This window comes from Streptomyces cellostaticus, from assembly GCF_001513965.1.
GTDB classification, from domain to species: Bacteria; Actinomycetota; Actinomycetes; order Streptomycetales; family Streptomycetaceae; genus Streptomyces; species Streptomyces cellostaticus.
In genome coordinates this window covers 43158-62079 of the sequence record NZ_KQ948028.1, presented here as the reverse complement: position 1 = coordinate 62079, position 18922 = coordinate 43158, and the positions used below count along the sequence as shown (strand labels likewise).

Genomic DNA, 18922 nt, shown 5'->3' with positions numbered 1-18922 from the left:
CACTGCCATGGAAGCCGCCCTCCTCACACTCCCGCCGTCTCCTTCACCTCCGCGGGCGCGGCCGGCTCGCCCTCGCTCAGGCCGAACCGCTGGTGGAAGCGGCGCAGCGGGGCCGGGGCCCACCAAGTGGCACGGCCCGTGAGCCGCATGATCGCCGGGACCAGGAGGCTGCGCACGACCATCGCGTCCATCAGCACCGCGAGCGCGATGCCGAGGCCCAGCATCTTGGTGTTGGTGACCCGCGAGGTGCCGATGGCGACCATCACCACCGCGAGGATGACCGCCGCCGCGGTGATCAGCCCGCCCGTGCGCTGGAGCCCGTGGCGGACCGCCTCGTTGTGGTCGCCGGTGCGGTCGTACTCCTCCTTGATGCGGGAGAGCAGGAACACGCCGTAGTCCATGGAGAGGCCGAAGGCCACGCAGAACATCAGCACGGGCAGGGTGGTCTCTATCGAGCCGGGGCTGGTGAAGCCGAGCGCGCCGGACAGATGGCCGTCCTGGAAGACCCAGACCACCGCGCCGAACATCGCCGTCAGACTGAGCGCGTTGAGCACCACCGCCTGGAGGGGTATGAGCACGCTGCCGGTGAGCAGGAAGACCAGCAGCAGGGTGACGATCGCGATGAACGCGGCCGCCCAGGGCAGGCGTTCGCCTATCGCGTGCTTGGAGTCGACCAGGACGGCGGCCGTGCCGGTCACCTTGGTGTCGAAGGGGGCCTTCAGGGAGCGCAGGTCGCCGACCAGGCGCTGGGCGCCGTCGCCGACGGCCTCGCCCTTCGGCTGCACCGTGAAGTACGCCGAGTCGCCCTTGACCAGCGGGCCGTCCACCCGGACCACCTCGGGCAGGGCGGCCACCTGCTGCTTGTAGGCGGCGTACTGGGCGCCGTCGGCCCTGCCCTCGGCGAGGACCTCCAGGCCGCCGCCGGGGCTGCCCGGGAAGCCGTCGCGCAGGTGCTGCTGCACCACGTGCGACTCGGCGCCCGAGGGCAGCTGGCGGTCGTCGGCGGTGCCGAACTTCACGCCGAGGAAAGGCAGTCCGAGGATCACCAGCAGGGCGGTGGTGCCGAGCGCGAAGAGCGGGGCGCGGCGCATCACCAGGCCGGCGCCCCTGGCCCAGGCCGTGCCTTCGGCGCCGGAAGGCTTCGGGTCACGGCGGAAGAGGCGGCGCAGGTCCAGGGAGTTGACCCGGTGGCCGAGCAGGATCAGGGCCGCCGGGAGCAGGATCAGGGCGGCCGCCGCGGCGAGCAGGACCACGGCGATGCCGGCGTAGGCGAAGGACCGCAGGAAGTACTGCGGGAAGACCATCATGGCGGCCAGGGACACCGCGACCGTGAGGGCGGAGAAGAGCACCGTACGGCCGGCCGTGCGCAGGGTCGTGCCGATGGCGGTCTGCGGGGCGGCGCCGGTGGACAGTTCCTCGCGGTAGCGGCGGACGATGAACAGCGCGTAGTCGATGGCGAGGCCGAGGCCGAGGGCCGTGGTGAGGTTCAGCGCGAAGACCGAGACGTCGGTGAAGGACGTCAGCCCGCGCAGCACCGCGTTCGTGCCGAGGATGGCGACGATGCCGATGCCCAGGGGCAGCAGGGCCGCGACCGCGCTGCCGAAGACCATCACCAGCAGGACCAGCGTGATGGGCAGGGCGATCATCTCGGCCCGGGTCAGGTCCTCCTTGATGATCGTCTGCATCTCGTGCCGGACCGCGACGATGCCGCCGACCTTCACCCGGACCGGGCCGTGCGCGCCCCGGTAGTGGGGCGCTATGCGGTCCAGGGTCTTGCCCATCGCGTTCTCGTCGCCGGTGATGCGGGCGGCGATCAGTGCTTCGTGGCCGTCCTTGGCGCGCAGGCCCGGCGATCCGGACTGCCAGTAGGAGCCGACTCCGGTCACGCCCTGCTCCGTGGCCAGGCGCCCGGTCAGCTCGCGGGCCTGGGCGGCGACCGCCGGATCGTCTACCGAGACGTGGCCGGAGTCGACCAGGAGCAGCAGATTGGGCTGGGAGCCGGGGAACTCGCGCTCCAGTGCCTTGGTCGCGTACGTCGACTCGGCGGCCGGGTCCTCCCAGCCGCCGCTGCCCAGATGGTCCGCGACCCCGCTGCCGGCCAGCACGGCGAGCGCGGTGAGCAGCAGGGCCACCAGCAGCGACAGGCGCGGGCGGGCGGTGACGAATCGCGTCCAGCCGCCGGGCCGGGGCGGTCCGTCCCCCGTGAGCTGTGCCTTGTTGACTTCGGTCATCGTGCGGTGTCCCCTTCACCGTGACCCATGTCCGAACAGGCAGGCAGCACGGGTCGGTCATGGCCATAAACTGGCAAACACGAGAGATCGCTCGCGTTTCTCCAGAATGCGAGCGACCACTCGCGTTTGTCAATCGCCTTCGGAGAGCTGGGGATAACGCGTGTCCGACACCTCGGAGAAGGAGCGGCCGGAGAAGGGGCAGCCGCGCCGCCGCCAAGCACGCGGCGAACGCCGTATCGCACAGCTCCTCGCGGCCGCCGCCCAGGTCTTCTGCACCACCGGTTACACCGCCGCCAGCACCAACGCCATCGCCCGCGAGGCGGGCGTCTCGCCGGGCACGCTCTACCAGTTCTTCCCGAACAAGGAAGCGATCGCGATCGAGCTGGGCGAACGGCTCGTACACGAGATGCGGGAGGCCTACGGCGAGGCGCTCGCCCCCGTCGCCCCGGCCACTCCGCTGGAGGAGGCCGTCGGCGCGGCCGTCGACCGCTTCATGGCCTTCAACACCGAGCACCCGGTGTTCTTCGCGCTGATGCACGGCCCCGACATGCCCGGCGGCATCACCGAGGCACACGACCAGCTGCACGCCACCCTGGTCGGCCGTATCGAGGGCCTGCTCGCCTCCCTCATGCCCGGCGCCTCCCCGGCCGACGTCACGCGCACGGCCCACGTCTGCCTCGGCATCTACAAGGCCGGCCTGGAGCTGGTCCTCGCCCACGAGGGCGCGGAGCGCGCGGCGTACGTCCAGGAGGTCAAGGACGTACTGGTCCGCTACCTCGGACCACTGGTGGGCGACCGGCTCGGCCGTACGTGACCCCACGGGGGTCCCCGGACTGCGACACAGGGCGCATCTGCCTACAGTGCGGATAAATCGCCCAGCAGGAGCCGCCCGAGGGGACCCGCCGTGACCCACTCTCCGCCGCCCGGCATGCCCCGGGCCCGCATTCCCAGCCCGCAGCAGCCTCCACCGCCGTACCCGCGCATCGGCGCCGGCCTGTGGAAGCGCTGCCTGGGCGGCGGGCTCGCCCTGTGGGCGCCGGCCGCGCTGGTGACGTACACGACGCAGAACACCGCACTGCTGCCCACGCTCATCCTGCTCGGCGGCTTCCTGGTCCCCGTCGTCTTCGTGCTGTGGGCGTACGAGTGGCACGGCCGGGACCTGGGCGTCAGCGCGATCCTCGGCTGCTTCCTGGCCGGCGGCGTGCTCGGCGTGCTCGGCGCCTCGCTGACGGACTCCTCCCTGCTCCGCCCCTCCCTCGGGATGTTCACCGCCGTCGGCCTGACCGAGGAGGCGGCCAAACTGGGCGCGTTGGTGTTCGTGCTGCGCCGGCTGCCGGGGATCCGCGGGATGCGGGCGGGACTGGTGCTCGGCGCGGCCGTCGGCTTCGGCTTCGCGGCCCTGGAGAGCTGCGGCCACGCCTTCGCCGCGGCCGCCTCCACAGACGGCATCGGCCTGCGGGCACTGCTGGAGACGGAGATCCTGCGCGAACCGCTCGCCCCCTTCGGACACGGCCTGTGGACGGCGATCGCGGGCGGCGCGCTGCTCGCCCGCCGCCGCCCGAACGGGCACTTCCGCCTCGCCACGCCGGTCGTGACCGCCTGCCTCGGCGTCTGTCTGCTGCACGCTCTGTGGGACGCCACGCACGGCATCGCGATCTGGCTGGTGGCCCGCCTGTCCGGCGCCGGCCTGGACCGGGAACCGTTCGCGCAGGGGTACATCCCGCGGCCCAGCGCCGCACAGGAGCACCTGTTCACGCTGTTCTCGGTGGGCGGCCTGGCACTCGTCGCCCTGCTCGGCATCGCCTGGATCCGGTCGCTGGCACACCGGGACTCCTCTTGGAGAAATACCCCCTAGGGGTATAGTGTGGGAAGCGTGGGGGCCCACCGCGGGCCCCATCGGCCCCACATGCCACGACGAGGAGCAACGACATGACCGTTCAGACCGACGCTTCGGACTCCGTCACCACCGTCTACAAGGTGACCGGCATGAGCTGTGGCCACTGCGAGGGCTCCGTCTCCGGTGAGATCTCCCAGATTCCCGGCGTCAGCTCGGTCAAGGCAGTCGCGTCGACCGGCGAGGTGACCGTCGTCTCCGCGGCCCCGCTCGACGACGAGGCCGTCCGCGCCGCCGTGGACGAGGCCGGCTTCGAGCTCGCCGCCACGGCCTGAGAAGCACGGCCGAGGAAGAAGTCCCGAGGAACAAGGCCCGAGAAGCACGGCAAGCACGGCCTGTGAGCAGGACCGAGAGCAGGACCCCGAGTGACCGGGCCCGCCCCCGCGCGCGGGCCCCGAAACCTTTCCCCGACCGGGCCGTCCCGACCAGCTGATACTGGATCCGTACGGCCCGGTCCGATGTCTGGAGTCCGGACATGACCAGCACCACCGCAGAGACAGGGACAACGAGCGCGATAGGCGGCACGTCCGAGGTCGAGCTGCTCATCGGAGGGATGACCTGTGCCTCCTGCGCCGCCCGGGTGGAGAAGAAGCTCAACCGCATGGACGGCGTGAGCGCCACCGTGAACTTCGCGACGGAGAAGGCGAAGGTCAGCTACACCGGGGGCGTCCAGGTCGCCGACCTGATCGCGACCGTGGTGAAGACCGGCTACACCGCCGAGGAGCCCCCGCCGCCGGAGCCCGAACCCGAGACGCCGCAGACCTCCGGGCAGGACCCCGAGCTCGCCGCCCTCCGGCACCGCCTGCTCGTCTCCGCGCTGCTCGCCGCCCCCGTCGTCCTGCTCGCCATGGTGCCCTCGCTCCAGTTCGACAACTGGCAGTGGCTCTCGCTCACGCTCGCCGCGCCGGTCGTCGTCTGGGGCGGCCGGCCGTTCCACCAGGCCGCCTGGACCAACCTCCGGCACGGCGCGGCCACCATGGACACGCTGGTCTCGGTCGGCACGCTGGCCGCGTTCGGCTGGTCGCTGTGGGCACTGTTCTTCGGCGACGCGGGCATGCCGGGCATGCACGACGAGTTCCGGTTCACCGTCTCGCGCATGGACGGCGCCTCGACCATCTACCTCGAAGTGGCCGCCGGAGTCGTCGCGCTGATCCTGCTGGGCCGCTATCTGGAGGCCCGCTCCAAGCGGCGTGCGGGCGCGGCCCTCAGGGCCCTGATGGAGCTGGGCGCCAAGGACGTCGCCGTACTGCGGGCAGGGCGCGAGGAGCGCGTGCCGGTGGCCTCGCTGACCGTGGGCGACCGGTTCGTCGTACGGCCCGGCGAGAAGATCGCCACCGACGGCACGGTCGTCGAGGGCGTCTCCGCGGTGGACGCGTCCATGCTGACCGGCGAGTCGGTGCCGGTGGACGTCGGCCCCGGCGACCAGGTCACCGGCGCCACGGTCAACGCCGGCGGCCGGCTGGTGGTGGAGGCGACCCGGGTCGGCGCCGACACGCAGCTCGCCCGGATGGCGAGGCTGGTGGAGGACGCGCAGAACGGCAAGGCCGAGGTGCAGCGCCTCGCGGACCGGATCTCCGCCGTCTTCGTCCCCGTGGTCATGCTCATCGCGGTCGCCACCTTCGGCGCCTGGCTGGGCGTCACCGGGGACAGCGTCGCCGCGTTCACGGCCGCCGTCGCCGTCCTGATCATCGCCTGCCCCTGCGCGCTGGGCCTCGCCACGCCGACAGCGCTGATGGTCGGCACCGGGCGGGGCGCCCAGCTCGGCATCCTGATCAAGGGCCCCGAGGTGCTGGAGTCCACGCGGCGCGTCGACACCGTCGTCCTGGACAAGACCGGCACGGTCACCAGCGGCCGCATGACCCTCCAGGAGGTGTACGCCGCCGACGGCGAGGACGCGAAGGAGGTGCTGCGGCTCGCGGGCGCCCTGGAGCACGCCTCCGAGCATCCCGTCGCCCGGGCGATCGCCGCGGGCGCCGAGGAGCGCACCGGAGCACTGCCGGGGGCCGAGCACTTCGAGAACGTCCCCGGGCGGGGCGTACGCGGGCGCGTGGAAGGCCGTGAGGTGGCCGTGGGGCGGTTGTTCGACGCGCTCCCGGAGGAGTTGGCCCAGGCCCGGCGCCAGGCCGAGCAGGAGGGCCGTACGGCCGTCACGGTCGGCTGGGACGGGCGGGCCCGCGGTGTCCTCGCCGTCGCCGACGCGGTCAAGGAGACCAGCGCCGAGGCGGTGCGCGAGCTGCGCGCCCTCGGGCTCACGCCGGTGCTGCTCACCGGGGACAACCGGACGGTCGCCGAGGCGGTCGCGCAGGCCGTCGGTATCGACGAGGTGATCGCCGAGGTGCTGCCCGAGGACAAGGTGGACGTCGTACGGCGGCTGCAGGGCGAGGGACGGACCGTGGCCATGGTCGGCGACGGCGTCAACGACGCGGCCGCGCTGGCCACCGCCGACCTGGGACTCGCCATGGGGACCGGCACGGACGCGGCGATCGAGGCCGGCGATCTGACGCTGGTGCGCGGGGACCTCAGGGTGGCCGCGGACGCCATCCGGCTCTCCCGGCGCACCCTCGCCACCATCAAGGGCAACCTGGTGTGGGCGTTCGGATACAACGTGGCCGCGCTGCCGCTGGCTGCCGCGGGCCTGCTGAACCCGATGATCGCGGGCGCCGCGATGGCGTTCTCCTCGGTGTTCGTGGTGACCAACAGCCTGCGGCTGCGCCGCTTCCGCTGAAGTCGCCCGAGGTTACCCGGGGTTAGCCGCAGCCGAAGTAAGAGTCCCTCTAGAGTCATGCGCGAGCCTCACATAAGCTCTTCACAAGGCTCGCGCATCATCCTTACGCTTGGTCCTCGATCGCGGTATCGGGGCTCTTGCGTACCTAAAGGACATATGCAAGAGACGCAGATCACAGTGATGCGAACGTAACCATCGAAGGGGTTCGAAGGTCTAAGTTGGCGATGTCAGACCAGCGTCTTGGGGGGCGCTGACTGGCATCTGGGGATGTCTTGGGGGACTTCCTCAGAGATGCGTTGCCGGGGCACGTACACCGGGAAGCTTTGAGCGGCCCTCCCTGCGTGCGTTGTCCCGGCAGACCGCACCGCATCACTGGAGTACGACGGGTTTTGCTCGTTGTGCTCAGACAGCGATTTCAGGCGCTGTCCTCTCCGAGCGCCCGGCCGGATCCCGTGGGGGGAATCCGCACCGGGACATGGGAAGGCGCCCTGGTCGTCGGCCCGTGGGGGGACTGACGGCTCAGGGCGCCTTCTGCTTTTCGCTCTTCACCACTGACTCAGGGCCCACCAGACAGGCAGGCCCTCGTGCTCAGTGCGTTCAGCGCCCCCGGAACCGCGGGAGACGCGCCCGAGTGGCGGGGCACCAGAGAAATGGCGCCCCCCACCGGCTGGTGTCAGCGCTCCTCGACCGGAACGAAGTCGCGCTCCACCACACCGGTGTAGATCTGGCGCGGGCGGCCGATGCGGGAACCGGGCTCCTTGATCATCTCGGTCCACTGGGCGATCCAGCCCGGCAGCCGGCCGAGGGCGAACAGGACCGTGAACATCTCGGTCGGGAAGCCCATCGCGCGGTAGATCAGGCCGGTGTAGAAGTCGACGTTCGGGTAGAGGTTGCGCGAGACGAAGTAGTCGTCGGAGAGCGCGTGCTCCTCCAGCTTGAGCGCGATGTCCAGCAGATCGTCGGACTTGCCGAGGGCGGAGAGGACGTCGTGCGCGGCGGCCTTGATGATCTTGGCGCGCGGGTCGAAGCTCTTGTAGACCCGGTGGCCGAAGCCCATCAGGCGGACGCCGTCCTCCTTGTTCTTCACCTTGCGGATGAAGGCGTCGACATCGCCGCCGTTCTCCTGGATGCCTTCCAGCATCTCCAGGACGGACTGGTTGGCGCCGCCGTGCAGGGGGCCCCACAGGGCGGAGATGCCGGCCGAGATCGACGCGAACATGTTCGCCTGCGACGAGCCGACCAGGCGGACCGTCGAGGTCGAACAGTTCTGCTCGTGGTCGGCGTGCAGGATCAGCAGCTTGTCGAGCGCGGAGACGACGACCGGGTCGAGGTCGTACTCCTGCGCCGGGACCGAGAAGGTCATGCGCAGGAAGTTCTCGACGTAGCCGAGGTCGTTGCGCGGGTAGACGAACGGGTGGCCGATCGACTTCTTGTACGCGTACGCAGCGATCGTCGGGAGCTTGGCGAGCAGGCGGATGGTGGAGAGGTTGCGCTGCTTCTCGTCGAACGGGTTGTGGCTGTCCTGGTAGAACGTGGACAGCGCCGAGACGACCGAGGACAGCATGGCCATCGGGTGGGCGTCGCGCGGGAAGCCTTTGTAGAAGTTCTTGACGTCCTCGTGCAGCAGGGTGTGCCGCGTGATGTCGTTCTTGAACGTCGTCAGCTCGTCGACGGTCGGCAGCTCGCCGTTGATCAGCAGGTAGGCCACCTCAAGGAAGGTGGAGCGCTCGGCCAGCTGCTCGATGGGGTAGCCGCGGTAGCGGAGGATGCCCGCCTCGCCGTCGAGGTAGGTGACGGCGGATTTATAGGCGGCCGTGTTGCCGTAACCGCTGTCCAGCGTCACCAGACCGGTCTGGGCGCGGAGCTTCCCGATGTCGAAGCCCGTGTCACCGACGGTGCTGTCGACCACCGGGTAGGTGTACTCGCCGTCGCCGTACCGCAGTACTACAGAGTTGTCGCTCACGTCTTCCCTCACCCGACGTAGTGCCTCATCTTCGAGGTGCCCTGACTGTCTCTACCATCCCCCATTTGGCTCAGGAGAGTGCACTCGGGGTCGACCATTGGGCCTTTTGGCGGCACTCAGTGCCGCCAACCTGCTCATCCTGCCCCCTTTGACCAGCATCTGGAAGTGCTCTGTGACCTTCACGACTCATTTGATCGATCATTTTTTGTGATGCAGGTCGCCACCCCTGGTCAGAGCCGGGTCTTCGGCCGTCAGGAGCCGCGAAGCCTGTGGTCCAGCGCCGTGCAACGCCGCCCCGCGGACACCGTGCGCACCGCCTGTCCGATCGCCTTGCGTGAACCGACGAGGACGACCAGCCGCTTCGCCCGTGTCACCGCCGTGTACAGCAGGTTCCGCTGGAGCATCATCCAGGCTCCGGTGGTGACGGGGATCACCACGGCGGGATATTCACTTCCCTGCGAACGGTGAATGGTGACCGCGTACGCGTGCGCCAGTTCGTCCAGTTCATCGAATTCGTACGGAACCTCCTCGTCCTCGTCCGTCAGCACCGTCAGACGCTGGTCGACCGGATCGAGCGAGGTGACCACGCCCACGGTGCCGTTGAAGACGCCGTTCTTCCCCTTCTCGTAATTGTTGCGGATCTGGGTGACCTTGTCGCCGACGCGGAAGACCCGGCCGCCGAACCGCTTCTCCGCCAGGTCGGGCCGTCCCGGCGTGATGGCCTGCTGGAGCAGGCCGTTGAGCACGCCGGCGCCGGCCGGGCCGCGGTGCATGGGCGCGAGGACCTGCACGTCCCGGCGCGGGTCGAGGCCGAACTTCGCCGGAATGCGCCGGGCGGCCACGTCCACGGTGAGCCGGCCGGCCTCCTCGGTGTCGTCCTCGACGAAGAGGAAGAAGTCCTTCATGCCGTCGGTGAGCGGATGCTGCCCGGCGTTGATCCGGTGCGCGTTGGTCACCACGCCGGACTGCTGGGCCTGCCGGAAGACCCGGGTGAGCCGCACCGCCGGGATCGGGCTGCCGTCGGCCAGCAGGTCGCGCAGCACCTCCCCCGCGCCGACGCTGGGCAACTGGTCGACATCCCCCACGAACAGCAGATGCGCCCCCGGAGGCACGGCCTTCACCAGTTTGTTCGCGAGGAGCAGGTCCAGCATGGACGCCTCGTCCACGACCACCAGGTCGGCATCCAGCGGGCGGTCCCGGTCGTAGGCCGCGTCGCCGCCGGGCTTCAGCTCCAGCAGCCGGTGGACGGTGGAGGCCTCGGCGCCCGTCAGCTCGGCCAGCCGCTTGGCCGCGCGGCCGGTGGGGGCCGCGAGCAGCACCTTGGCGCGCCTGGCGCGGGCCAGCTCCACGATCGAGCGGACCGTGAAGGACTTGCCGCAGCCGGGACCGCCAGTGAGCACGGCGACCTTCTCGGTCAGCGCGAGCTTCACGGCGGCCTCCTGCTCGGGGGCCAGTTCGGCACCCGTACGGTCCTTCAGCCAGGCGAGCGCCTTGTCCCAGGCCACGTCCCGGAAGCCGGGCATCCGGTCCTCGCCGGTGCGCAGGAGCCGCAGCAGCTGGGCGGAGAGGGAGAGTTCCGCGCGGTGGAAGGGGACGAGGTAGACGGCGGTGACGGGCTCGCCGCCGTCCGGCCCCGGCACCTTCTCTCGTACGACCCCGGGCTCGTCCCCCTCCTCCGAAGGCTCGGCGAGCTCCGCGAGGCACTCGATGACAAGCCCGGTGTCCACCTGGAGCAGCTTCACCGCGTCGGCGATCAGCCGTTCCTCGGGGAGGTAGCAGTGTCCTTGGTCGGTGGACTGGGACAACGCGTACTGAAGCCCCGCCTTCACCCGCTCGGGGCTGTCGTGCGGGATGCCGACGGACTGGGCGATCCGGTCGGCGGTGAGGAATCCGATGCCCCAGACGTCGGAGGCCAGCCGGTACGGCTGGTTCTTCACGACCGAGATCGAGGAGTCGCCGTACTTCTTGTAGATGCGTACGGCGATGGAGGTCGACACCTCGACGGTCTGGAGGAAGAGCATGACCTCCTTGATCGCCTTCTGCTCCTCCCAGGCGTCGGCGATCTTCTTGGTGCGCTTGGGACCGAGGCCCGGCACCTCGATGAGCCGCTTGGGCTCCTCCTCGATGATCTGCAGGGTGTCCACGCCGAAGTGCTGGGTGATGCGGTCGGCGAACACCGGCCCGATGCCCTTGACCAGCCCGGACCCGAGGTACCGCCGAATCCCCTGAACGGTGGCGGGCAGCACGGTCGTGTAGTTCTCGACGGTGAACTGCTTTCCGTACTGCGGATGCGACCCCCACCGCCCCTCCATCCGCAGCGACTCCCCCACCTGGGCGCCGAGCAGCGCGCCGACGACCGTGAGGAGGTCGCCCGCTCCTCTGCCGGTGTCGACGCGGGCGACCGTGTAGCCGTTCTCCTCGTTGGCGTACGTGATCCGCTCCAGCACGCCCTCGAGCACGGCGAGCCGCCGTTCACCCGTGGGGTTCCCCGCCCCTGCCTGATTGGCCATGATCCGAAGGTACCGGCGCCGACTGACAACCGGACCCGGCTCAGGACACCCGGGCAGGCACGCCCGGCAACGGGTCCGCGCGGCGGGCCACGTCCAGCGGGCGCGTACGGCGGGTTCGGCGGGGCCCGGCCGGGGGCGCCGCTGGGCGACCAGGGCGACCGGGCACAGGGGCTCGGTGAGCGGGATCTCGACCAGGTCGCCGTCCTCCAGCTCGCGGGAGACGGCCTGCCGGGGCAGCAGGGCGGCGACCGGGACCTGGACGGTGCTGAGCCGGGCCCCGGCCGGCAGGTCCCGGCCGAACCCGTCGACCAGCATCTCGGCGGTGCAGCCGCGGTCCGGGACGAGGAAGGGGTGGGCGAGCAGATCCCGGGGCGTGCGCGGCCCGCCGTGTGCCGGCGGGTGTCGGACCGCCGTGATCAGCACTGTCCCGTCGTGGCCGACGACCGTGTGCGGGCCGAGGCTGCGCACGCCGTTGTCGTAGGCGATCGCCACGTCCCGTTCACCGGCGCCGAACGCCGCCTCCAGACGTTCCCGGTTGCCACGCCTGCGACCTCCCGCCCTTCCGTGCGGGCCTGGCACGCCCCGCTGCCGCTGGTCGTCGCGGCCGAGTCGGCCCTCGCGGCGACCGGGACGCTGTCCGTCCCGGGGGCCGCCGCCGAGATGGCCGCTGCCGTGCCGGACGAGCCGGCGCGACCGGGCCGGGCGCGCTGAAGCGGGTGCGTCAGGCGGGGCCCCACGCCGGGAGCGGCCGTACTGGGCGGGCTGCCGGGCTGAGTACTCATCGGGGCCGGGGCAGTCTGCATCCTCGTCATCTCCCGTGCCGGTGACCGCCGTTGAGCGGGCGGCCCTCCGATCGCGCTGCGCTCGTATGAGCGCGGTTCATCACGATCCGGTCTCGGGAGGTGGTTGAGGGCTTGATTAACTCCTGTGTAATCGATTCCAATCCTCCGTACACATCGATGTAATCGATTCCAGAAGCTTCCACGAGGCTTCCACGAGGAGGTGGAGCGGCGCATGGCGAGCATCAAGGACGTCGCTGCCGAGGCAGGCGTCTCCGTCGCCACGGTCTCGCGCGTCCTGAACGAGCACCCGTCGGTCAGTGCGGACGCACGCACCCGCGTACTGGCCGCCGTCGAGGCCCTGGGCTACCGCCCGAACGCCGTCGCCCGTTCCCTGCGCACCGACCAGACCCACACCCTCGGCCTGGTCATCAGCGACGTACTGAACCCGTACTTCACCGAGCTGGCCCGCTCCGTCGAGGAGGAGGCCCGCGCGCTCGGCTACAGCGTGATCATCGGTAATGCCGACGAGCGGCCGGACCTGCAGGACCATCATGTGCGGACTCTGCTTGACCGGCGGATCGACGGGCTTCTCGTCTCCCCCACCGACGGCGGCTCCCCGCTGATGCTGGACGCCGCGCGCGCGGGGACGCCGATGGTGTTCGTGGACCGGTGGATCCCCGGGGTGGACGTGCCGGTCGTACGGGCCGACGGGCGCGAGGCGGTACGGGATCTCGTCGCCCATCTCCACCGGCTCGGACACCGGCGGCTCGCGATCATCGCGGGACCGGCGGCCACCACGACCGGCAGCGAGCGTGTCGAGGCCTTCCGGGAGGCCATGGCGGAGTACGGGATCCCCCTCCCGGACGCCTACACCGGCCAGGGCGACTTCCAGGCCGAGAGCGGCCGCCGGGTCACCGAGGGCTTCCTCGATCTGCCCGAGCCGCCCGAGGTCGTCTTCGCCGCGGACAACCTGATGGCACTCGGTGCCCTGGACGCGATCCGCGCGCGCGGGCTGCGCGTTCCGGACGACATCGCGCTGGCCGCGTTCGACGACATCCCGTGGTTCGTGCACACCGATCCGCCGATCACCGCGATCGCCCAGCCCACGGGCGAGCTGGGCCGGGCCGCCGTACGGGCCCTGGTCGACCGCATCGAGGGACGGCCCCCCGCGTCCGTCACCTTCGCCGCCCGTCTCGTCGTACGCCGCTCGTGCGGCGAGCCGGCTCCCCAGGAGCCGTCCCCCTCCCCAGTGCAAAGGAGCACGTCGTGAGCAACCCGGACGAGTTGCTGCGCATCGAGGGCATACGCAAGACCTTCCCGGGCGTGGTGGCGCTGGACGGCGTCGACTTCGACCTGCGCCGGGGCGAGGTGCACGTGCTGCTCAGTGAGAACGGCGCGGGCAAGAGCACGCTCATCAAGATGCTCTCCGGTGCCTACACGCCCGACGCCGGGCGGATCCTGGCCGGCGGCGAGGAGGTGCGCATCCACGGTGCGCAGGACTCCGAGCGCCTCGGGATCGCCACCATCTACCAGGAGTTCAACCTCGTTCCCGATCTGACGGTCGCCGAGAACATCTTCCTGGGCCGCCAGCCGCGCCGCTTCGGGATGATCGACCGGGGGCGGATGGAGGCCGACGCCGAGGTGCTCCTCGCACGCGTGGGCGTCAACGTGTCGCCACGCGCGCGTGTGCGCGAACTTGGCATCGCCCGCCTCCAGATGGTCGAGATCGCCAAGGCGCTCAGCCTGGACGCGCGCGTGCTCATCATGGACGAGCCGACCGCCGTGCTCACCTCGGAGGAGGTCGACAAGCTCTTCGCGATCGTGCGCTCGCTGCGCGAGGACGGCGTCGGGATCGTGTTCATCACCCACCACCTGGAGGAGATCGCGGCCCTCGGCGACCGGGTCACCGTCATCCGGGACGGCAAGAGTGTCGGGCAGGTCCCCGCCTCCACGCCCGAGGACGAACTCGTACGGCTCATGGTGGGCCGCTCCATCGAGCAGCAGTACCCGCGCGAACGGGCCGAGACGGGCGCCGCGTTGCTCACCGTCGAGGGGCTCACCCGTGACGGCGTCTTCCACGACGTGAGCTTCGAGGTGCACGCCGGTGAGGTGGTCGGCATCGCCGGGCTCGTCGGGGCGGGCCGTACCGAGGTCGTCCGGGCCGTGTTCGGCGCCGACCCCTACGACAAGGGGGCCGTGAAGGTCTCCGGCACCGAGCTGCGGCGGCACGACGTGAACGCGGCCATGGCCGCCGGGATCGGCCTCGTGCCCGAGGACCGCAAGGGCCAGGGGCTGGTGCTGGACGCCTCCGTCGAGGAGAACCTCGGTCTGGTGACCATGCGCAGGGCGACCCGGGCCGGGCTCGTCGACCTCAAGGGGCAGCGCGCGGCGGCCGGGCGGATCGCGGGGCAGCTGGGCGTGCGGATGGCCGGACTCGGCCAGCACGTACGGACGTTGTCCGGCGGCAACCAGCAGAAGGTCGTCATCGGCAAGTGGCTGCTGGCCGACACCAAGGTGCTGATCCTCGACGAGCCGACGCGCGGCATCGACGTCGGCGCCAAGGTCGAGATCTACCAGCTGATCAATGAGCTCACGGCCGCCGGGGCCGCCGTCCTGATGATCTCCAGCGATCTGCCCGAGGTGCTCGGCATGAGCGACCGGGTGCTGGTGATGGCCCAGGGCCGGATCGCGGGCGAACTCGCGGCCCACGAGGCCACCCAGGACACGGTGATGTCCCTCGCCGTCAGCAACCCCACCACGGAAACGGAGGCCGTTCGTGGCCACTGACACGCTCAAGAGCACGACGGGCGCGAGTGGCGCCCCGGGCGGCCTGCGCCGCCTCCTGCTCGACAACGGCGCGCTGACCGCGCTGATCGTCCTGGTCATCGCCCTGTCGGCGCTGTCCGGCGACTTCCTGACGACGGACAACCTGCTCAACGTCGGCGTCCAGGCTGCCGTGACGGCGATCCTGGCCTTCGGTGTGACCTTCGTGATCGTCTCCGCGGGCATCGACCTGTCGGTCGGCTCGGTGGCGGCCCTGTCCGCCACCGTCCTCGCCTGGAGCGCCACACAGCACGGCGTACCGGTCGCGCTCGCGGTCCTCCTCGCCGTCGCCACCGGCATCGTCGCGGGCCTGGTCAACGGCTTCCTGATCGCCTACGGCAAGCTGCCGCCGTTCATCGCGACGCTCGCCATGCTGTCGGTGGCGCGTGGCCTGTCCCTGGTGATCTCCGGGGGCATCCCCATCCCCTTCCCGGACTCGGTCTCCCACCTCGGGGACGCTCTCGGCGACTGGCTGCCGGTGCCGGTGCTGGTCATGGTCGTCATGGGCCTGATCGCGGCCTTCGTGCTCGGCCGGACCTACATCGGCCGGTCCATGTACGCGATCGGCGGCAACGAGGAGGCCGCGCGCCTGTCGGGCCTGCGCGTGAAGAAGCAGAAGCTCGCCATCTACGCCCTGTCCGGCGTGTTCGCGGCCGCCGCGGGCATCGTGCTGGCCGCCCGGCTCTCCTCCGCGCAGCCGCAGGCCGCCGACGGCTACGAACTGGACGCGATCGCCGCGGTCGTCATCGGCGGTGCCTCGCTGGCGGGCGGCACCGGCAAGGCGTCCGGCACGCTGATCGGCGCGCTGATCCTCGCGGTCCTCAGGAACGGCCTCAACCTCCTCAGCGTCTCCGCCTTCTGGCAACAGGTCGTCATCGGTGTCGTCATCGCGCTGGCGGTGCTGCTGGACACCGTGCGCCGCAAGGCGGGCGCGAGCGCGGTGACCGCCGGCTCGGGCGGCGACAAGGGCAAGCAGGCGACGACGTACGCGCTCGCGGCCGTGGTCACCGTGGCGATCGTCGGCGCGACCTCGTTCCTGCACAGCGGCTCCGCGTCCTCGGCGACCCCGAAGATGGGCCTGTCGCTGTCCACGCTCAACAACCCCTTCTTCGTGCAGATCCGGGCCGGCGCCCAGGCCGAGGCGAAGAAGCTCGGCGTGGACCTGACCGTCACGGACGCCCAGAACGACGCCTCCCAGCAGGCCAACCAGCTGCAGAACTTCACCAGTTCGAACCTCGGCGCGATCATCGTCAACCCCGTGGACTCGGATGCGGCGAGCAATTCGGTGAAGGCCGCCGACAAGGCGCGGATCCCGGTCATCGCGGTCGACCGGGGCGTCAACCAGGCCACGGTGGACGCCCTGGTGGCCTCCGACAACGTCGCCGGCGGCGAGCTGGCCGCCCGGACGATCGCCGAGAAGCTGGGCGGCCGGGGCAGGATCGTGATCCTCCAGGGCCAGGCGGGCACCTCCGCCGCCCGCGAGCGGGCGGAAGGTTTCACCAAGGGGCTGAAGGCCTACCCGGGCATCCAGGTCCTGGCCCAGCAGCCCGCCGACTTCGACCGCACCAAGGGCCTCGACGTGATGTCGAACCTCCTCCAGGCCCACCCCGACGTACAGGGCGTCATCGCCGCCAACGACGAGATGGCCCTCGGCGCGATCAAGGCGCTGGGTTCCAAGGCCGGCAGGTCGGTCCAGGTCGTCGGCTTCGACGGCACCCCGGACGGCCTGACGGCGGTCAAGGACGGCACGCTGTACGCGTCGGTGGCGCAGCAGCCGAGCCAGCTGGGGAAGATCGCCGTGGACAACGCGCTGAAGGCCGTCCAGGGCAAGAAGGTGCAGTCCACGGTGAAGGTGCCGGTGAAGGTCGTCACGAAGGACAACGTGGCGGGCTTCAGCGGCTGACGGACGAAGCCACGGCGAACGGGCGGGCGGTCGTGCACGATGGGTGGCGGCCGCCCGCCTCGGGCGTCTCGCATCGGGCCGTCTCGCATCGGGTCATCTCTTGGGTCTTAGGGGAGTCATTTCCATGTACGACTACGACCTCCTGGTCGTGGGTTCGGCCAATGCCGACCTGGTGATCGGCGTCGAGCGGCGGCCGGCCGCCGGCGAAACGGTGCTCGGCGGCGATCTGGCCGTCCACCCGGGCGGCAAGGGCGCCAACCAGGCGGTCGCGGCCGCCCGGCTCGGGGCGCGTACGGCGCTGCTGGCCCGGGTCGGTGACGATGCCCACGGCCGTCTGCTTCTCGACTCGCTGCGGGCGGCCGGGGCGGACACGGTGGGCGTGCTGGTGGGCGGGGCGCCGACGGGCGTCGCGCTCATCACCGTCGACCCCGGCGGGGACAACAGCATCGTGGTGTCGCCCGGCGCCAACGCCCATCTCATGCCCGCGGACATCTCCGCCGCCGTCAGCCTCTTCCTCGCCTCGCGGGTGGTGTCGGCGCAGCTGGAGATCCCGCTGGAGACGGTCGTGGAGGTCGTACGGAACCTCGCGGAGGGCAGCCGTTTCGTCCTGAACCCGTCCCCGCCGCGCCCGTTGCCGTCCGAGGTGCTGGCGGCCTGCGACCCGCTGATCGTGAACGAGCACGAGGCCCGGGTGATCCTCGGCGACTCCTGCGTGAGCGAGGAGCCCGCGGACTGGGCACGCCTTCTGCTGGCCAAGGGCCCGCGCTCGGTGGTGGTGACGCTGGGCGCGGAGGGGGCGCTGGTGTGCGATTCCTCCGGCGTGACGCGGGTGCCGTCGGTGAGGGTGGACGCGGTGGACACCACGGGCGCGGGCGACGCGTTCACAGCGGCGCTGGCCTGGAAGCTGGGCTCGGGTTCCGGCTTGGCCGAGGCGGCGGCCTACGCGGCCCGCGTCGGCGCTGCGGCCGTGACGAAGCGGGGGGCGCAGGAGTCGTACCCGACGGCGGCGGAGGTCGACGCCCTGTGAAGAAGGCGGGCATCCTCAACCGGCACCTGTCCGGTGCGCTCGCGGAGTTGGGGCACGGGGACGGGGTGCTGGTGTGCGACGCCGGGATGCCGGTACCGGACGGACCGCGCGTGGTGGACCTCGCCTTCCGCGCCGGTGTGCCGTCGTTCGCGGAGGTCCTGGACGGGCTGCTGGCCGAGCTGGTGGTGGAGGGCGCCACGGCGGCGGAGGAGCTGCGCGGACCCAACCGGTCCCTGCTGGACGGCCTCTTCCCTGACCTGGCCCTGGTCCCGCACGAGCGGCTGAAGGAGCTGTCGGCGGGCGCCCGGCTGATCGTCCGCACCGGGGAGGCGCGGCCGTACGCGAACGTACTGTTGCGGTGCGGGGTGTTCTTCTGACCCGCCCTCTCGGCTTTCCCTCCCGTATCAGAACCGATGACCGGAGCGAAACGGCCTGAGCGAGGGCGCCACCCGAGTGAGCGGCTCGGGCAGCGCCCCGCAGTCCGCGGCGATCAGCTAAGAGCAGCCAGGGCCGAGTCGTAGTCGGGCTCGCTGGTGATCTCCTGCACCAACTGCGCGTGGATGACCTGGTTGTCGGCATCGAGCACGACGACGGCGCGGGCAGCCAGGCCGCTCAGCGGGCCGGACTCGATCGCCACACCGTAGTTGTCGAGGAACTCACGGCCGCGCATCGCGGACAGGGTGACCACATCGGACAGCCCCTCGGCTCCGCAGAAGCGCGCCTGCGCGAACGGCAGGTCGGCGGAGATGCACAGGACCACGGTGTTGTCGAGGTCGTTCGCCACCTGGTTGAACCTGCGCACGGAAGCGGCACAGACACCGGTGTCGACGCTCGGGAAGATGTTCAGGACCTTGCGCTTGCCGGCGTAGGCATCCAGCGAGACATCCGCCAAGTCCTTGGCCACGAGGGTGAAGGCCGGTGCCTTGGTACCGCCCTGCGGGAAGGTGCCGCCGACGGTAACCGGGTTTCCTTTGAAGCTGACCTCGGACATGAGACGTCTCCTGGTGATATGGATCATGTCGGAACGCCGCGATCCTATCGACGCACGCCGCCGCCGGGGCGCA

Annotated in this window: 14 protein-coding genes; 10 read left to right on the top strand and 4 right to left on the bottom strand. The window is 70.9% G+C overall.

Annotation, left to right across the window (positions count from 1 at the left end):
- Nucleotides 1-23: 23 nt before the first annotated feature.
- Entirely contained in the window at nucleotides 24-2231 is a 2208-nt protein-coding gene (locus AQI88_RS25025) for an MMPL family transporter (RefSeq protein WP_067003302.1), read from the bottom strand.
- Between the two features lie 160 nt (nucleotides 2232-2391).
- Between AQI88_RS25025 and AQI88_RS25020 the strand changes: the two genes are divergently transcribed.
- The 4 genes from AQI88_RS25020 to AQI88_RS25005 all read left to right on the top strand — a co-directional run bounded on the left by AQI88_RS25020 (nucleotide 2392) and on the right by AQI88_RS25005 (nucleotide 6850).
- Nucleotides 2392-3045 carry a TetR/AcrR family transcriptional regulator gene (locus AQI88_RS25020; protein ID WP_067003300.1) on the top strand — a complete coding sequence of 218 codons (654 nt, stop codon included), beginning with the start codon at nucleotides 2392-2394 and terminating at the stop codon, nucleotides 3043-3045.
- A gap of 90 nt (nucleotides 3046-3135) precedes the next feature.
- Nucleotides 3136-4086 carry a PrsW family intramembrane metalloprotease gene (locus tag AQI88_RS25015; RefSeq protein WP_067003298.1) on the top strand — a complete coding sequence of 317 codons (951 nt, stop codon included), beginning with the start codon at nucleotides 3136-3138 and terminating at the stop codon, nucleotides 4084-4086.
- A gap of 74 nt (nucleotides 4087-4160) precedes the next feature.
- A complete protein-coding gene (locus AQI88_RS25010) occupies nucleotides 4161-4400 on the top strand; it encodes a heavy-metal-associated domain-containing protein (protein WP_067003296.1) in 240 nt (79 codons plus the stop codon).
- 200 nt (nucleotides 4401-4600) lie between these two features.
- Nucleotides 4601-6850 (top strand): heavy metal translocating P-type ATPase, encoded by a 2250-nt coding sequence (locus AQI88_RS25005; RefSeq protein ID WP_067003294.1) that lies wholly within the window; start codon nucleotides 4601-4603, stop codon nucleotides 6848-6850.
- Nucleotides 6851-7523: 673 nt separating this feature from the next.
- On the opposite strand, the gene AQI88_RS25000 is transcribed toward AQI88_RS25005, so the two are convergent.
- Both AQI88_RS25000 and recD2 read right to left on the bottom strand, forming a co-directional pair.
- Nucleotides 7524-8813, bottom strand: coding sequence for a citrate synthase (locus AQI88_RS25000; RefSeq protein WP_067003292.1), 1290 nt, complete (start codon nucleotides 8811-8813; stop codon nucleotides 7524-7526).
- Between the two features lie 251 nt (nucleotides 8814-9064).
- On the bottom strand, nucleotides 9065-11815 hold the full coding sequence (gene recD2, locus AQI88_RS24995) for an SF1B family DNA helicase RecD2 (RefSeq protein ID WP_244184295.1): 2751 nt from the start codon (nucleotides 11813-11815) through the stop codon (nucleotides 9065-9067).
- Between recD2 and AQI88_RS47880 the strand changes: the two genes are divergently transcribed.
- From AQI88_RS47880 to rbsD, 6 genes are all read left to right on the top strand, one after another.
- Nucleotides 11756-12034 (top strand): hypothetical protein, encoded by a 279-nt coding sequence (locus tag AQI88_RS47880; protein WP_244184306.1) that lies wholly within the window; start codon nucleotides 11756-11758, stop codon nucleotides 12032-12034. The two genes, recD2 and AQI88_RS47880, sit on opposite strands and share 60 nt — an antisense overlap.
- A 303-nt stretch (nucleotides 12035-12337) precedes the next feature.
- On the top strand, nucleotides 12338-13375 hold the full coding sequence (locus AQI88_RS24990) for a LacI family DNA-binding transcriptional regulator (RefSeq protein WP_067003290.1): 1038 nt from the start codon (nucleotides 12338-12340) through the stop codon (nucleotides 13373-13375).
- Nucleotides 13372-14892, top strand: a complete 1521-nt coding sequence (locus tag AQI88_RS24985) for a sugar ABC transporter ATP-binding protein (RefSeq protein ID WP_067003289.1) — start codon at nucleotides 13372-13374, stop codon at nucleotides 14890-14892. Before AQI88_RS24990 ends, AQI88_RS24985 begins: the two co-directional genes overlap by 4 nt.
- Complete coding sequence (locus AQI88_RS24980; protein ID WP_067003287.1) at nucleotides 14882-16831, top strand: ABC transporter permease/substrate-binding protein; 1950 nt, start codon at nucleotides 14882-14884, stop codon at nucleotides 16829-16831. Before AQI88_RS24985 ends, AQI88_RS24980 begins: the two co-directional genes overlap by 11 nt.
- A gap of 124 nt (nucleotides 16832-16955) precedes the next feature.
- Nucleotides 16956-17858: a ribokinase gene (locus tag AQI88_RS24975; RefSeq protein WP_067003285.1), complete on the top strand. Its 903-nt coding sequence runs from the start codon at nucleotides 16956-16958 to the stop codon at nucleotides 17856-17858.
- A complete protein-coding gene (rbsD, locus tag AQI88_RS24970; RefSeq protein WP_067003283.1) occupies nucleotides 17855-18235 on the top strand; it encodes a D-ribose pyranase in 381 nt (126 codons plus the stop codon). The genes AQI88_RS24975 and rbsD overlap by 4 nt, the downstream gene beginning before the upstream one ends.
- A 113-nt stretch (nucleotides 18236-18348) precedes the next feature.
- Here the strand turns inward: rbsD and tpx are convergent, their stop codons facing one another.
- Nucleotides 18349-18849 carry a thiol peroxidase gene (gene tpx / locus AQI88_RS24965; protein ID WP_067003281.1) on the bottom strand — a complete coding sequence of 167 codons (501 nt, stop codon included), beginning with the start codon at nucleotides 18847-18849 and terminating at the stop codon, nucleotides 18349-18351.
- Nucleotides 18850-18922: the final 73 nt, after the last annotated feature.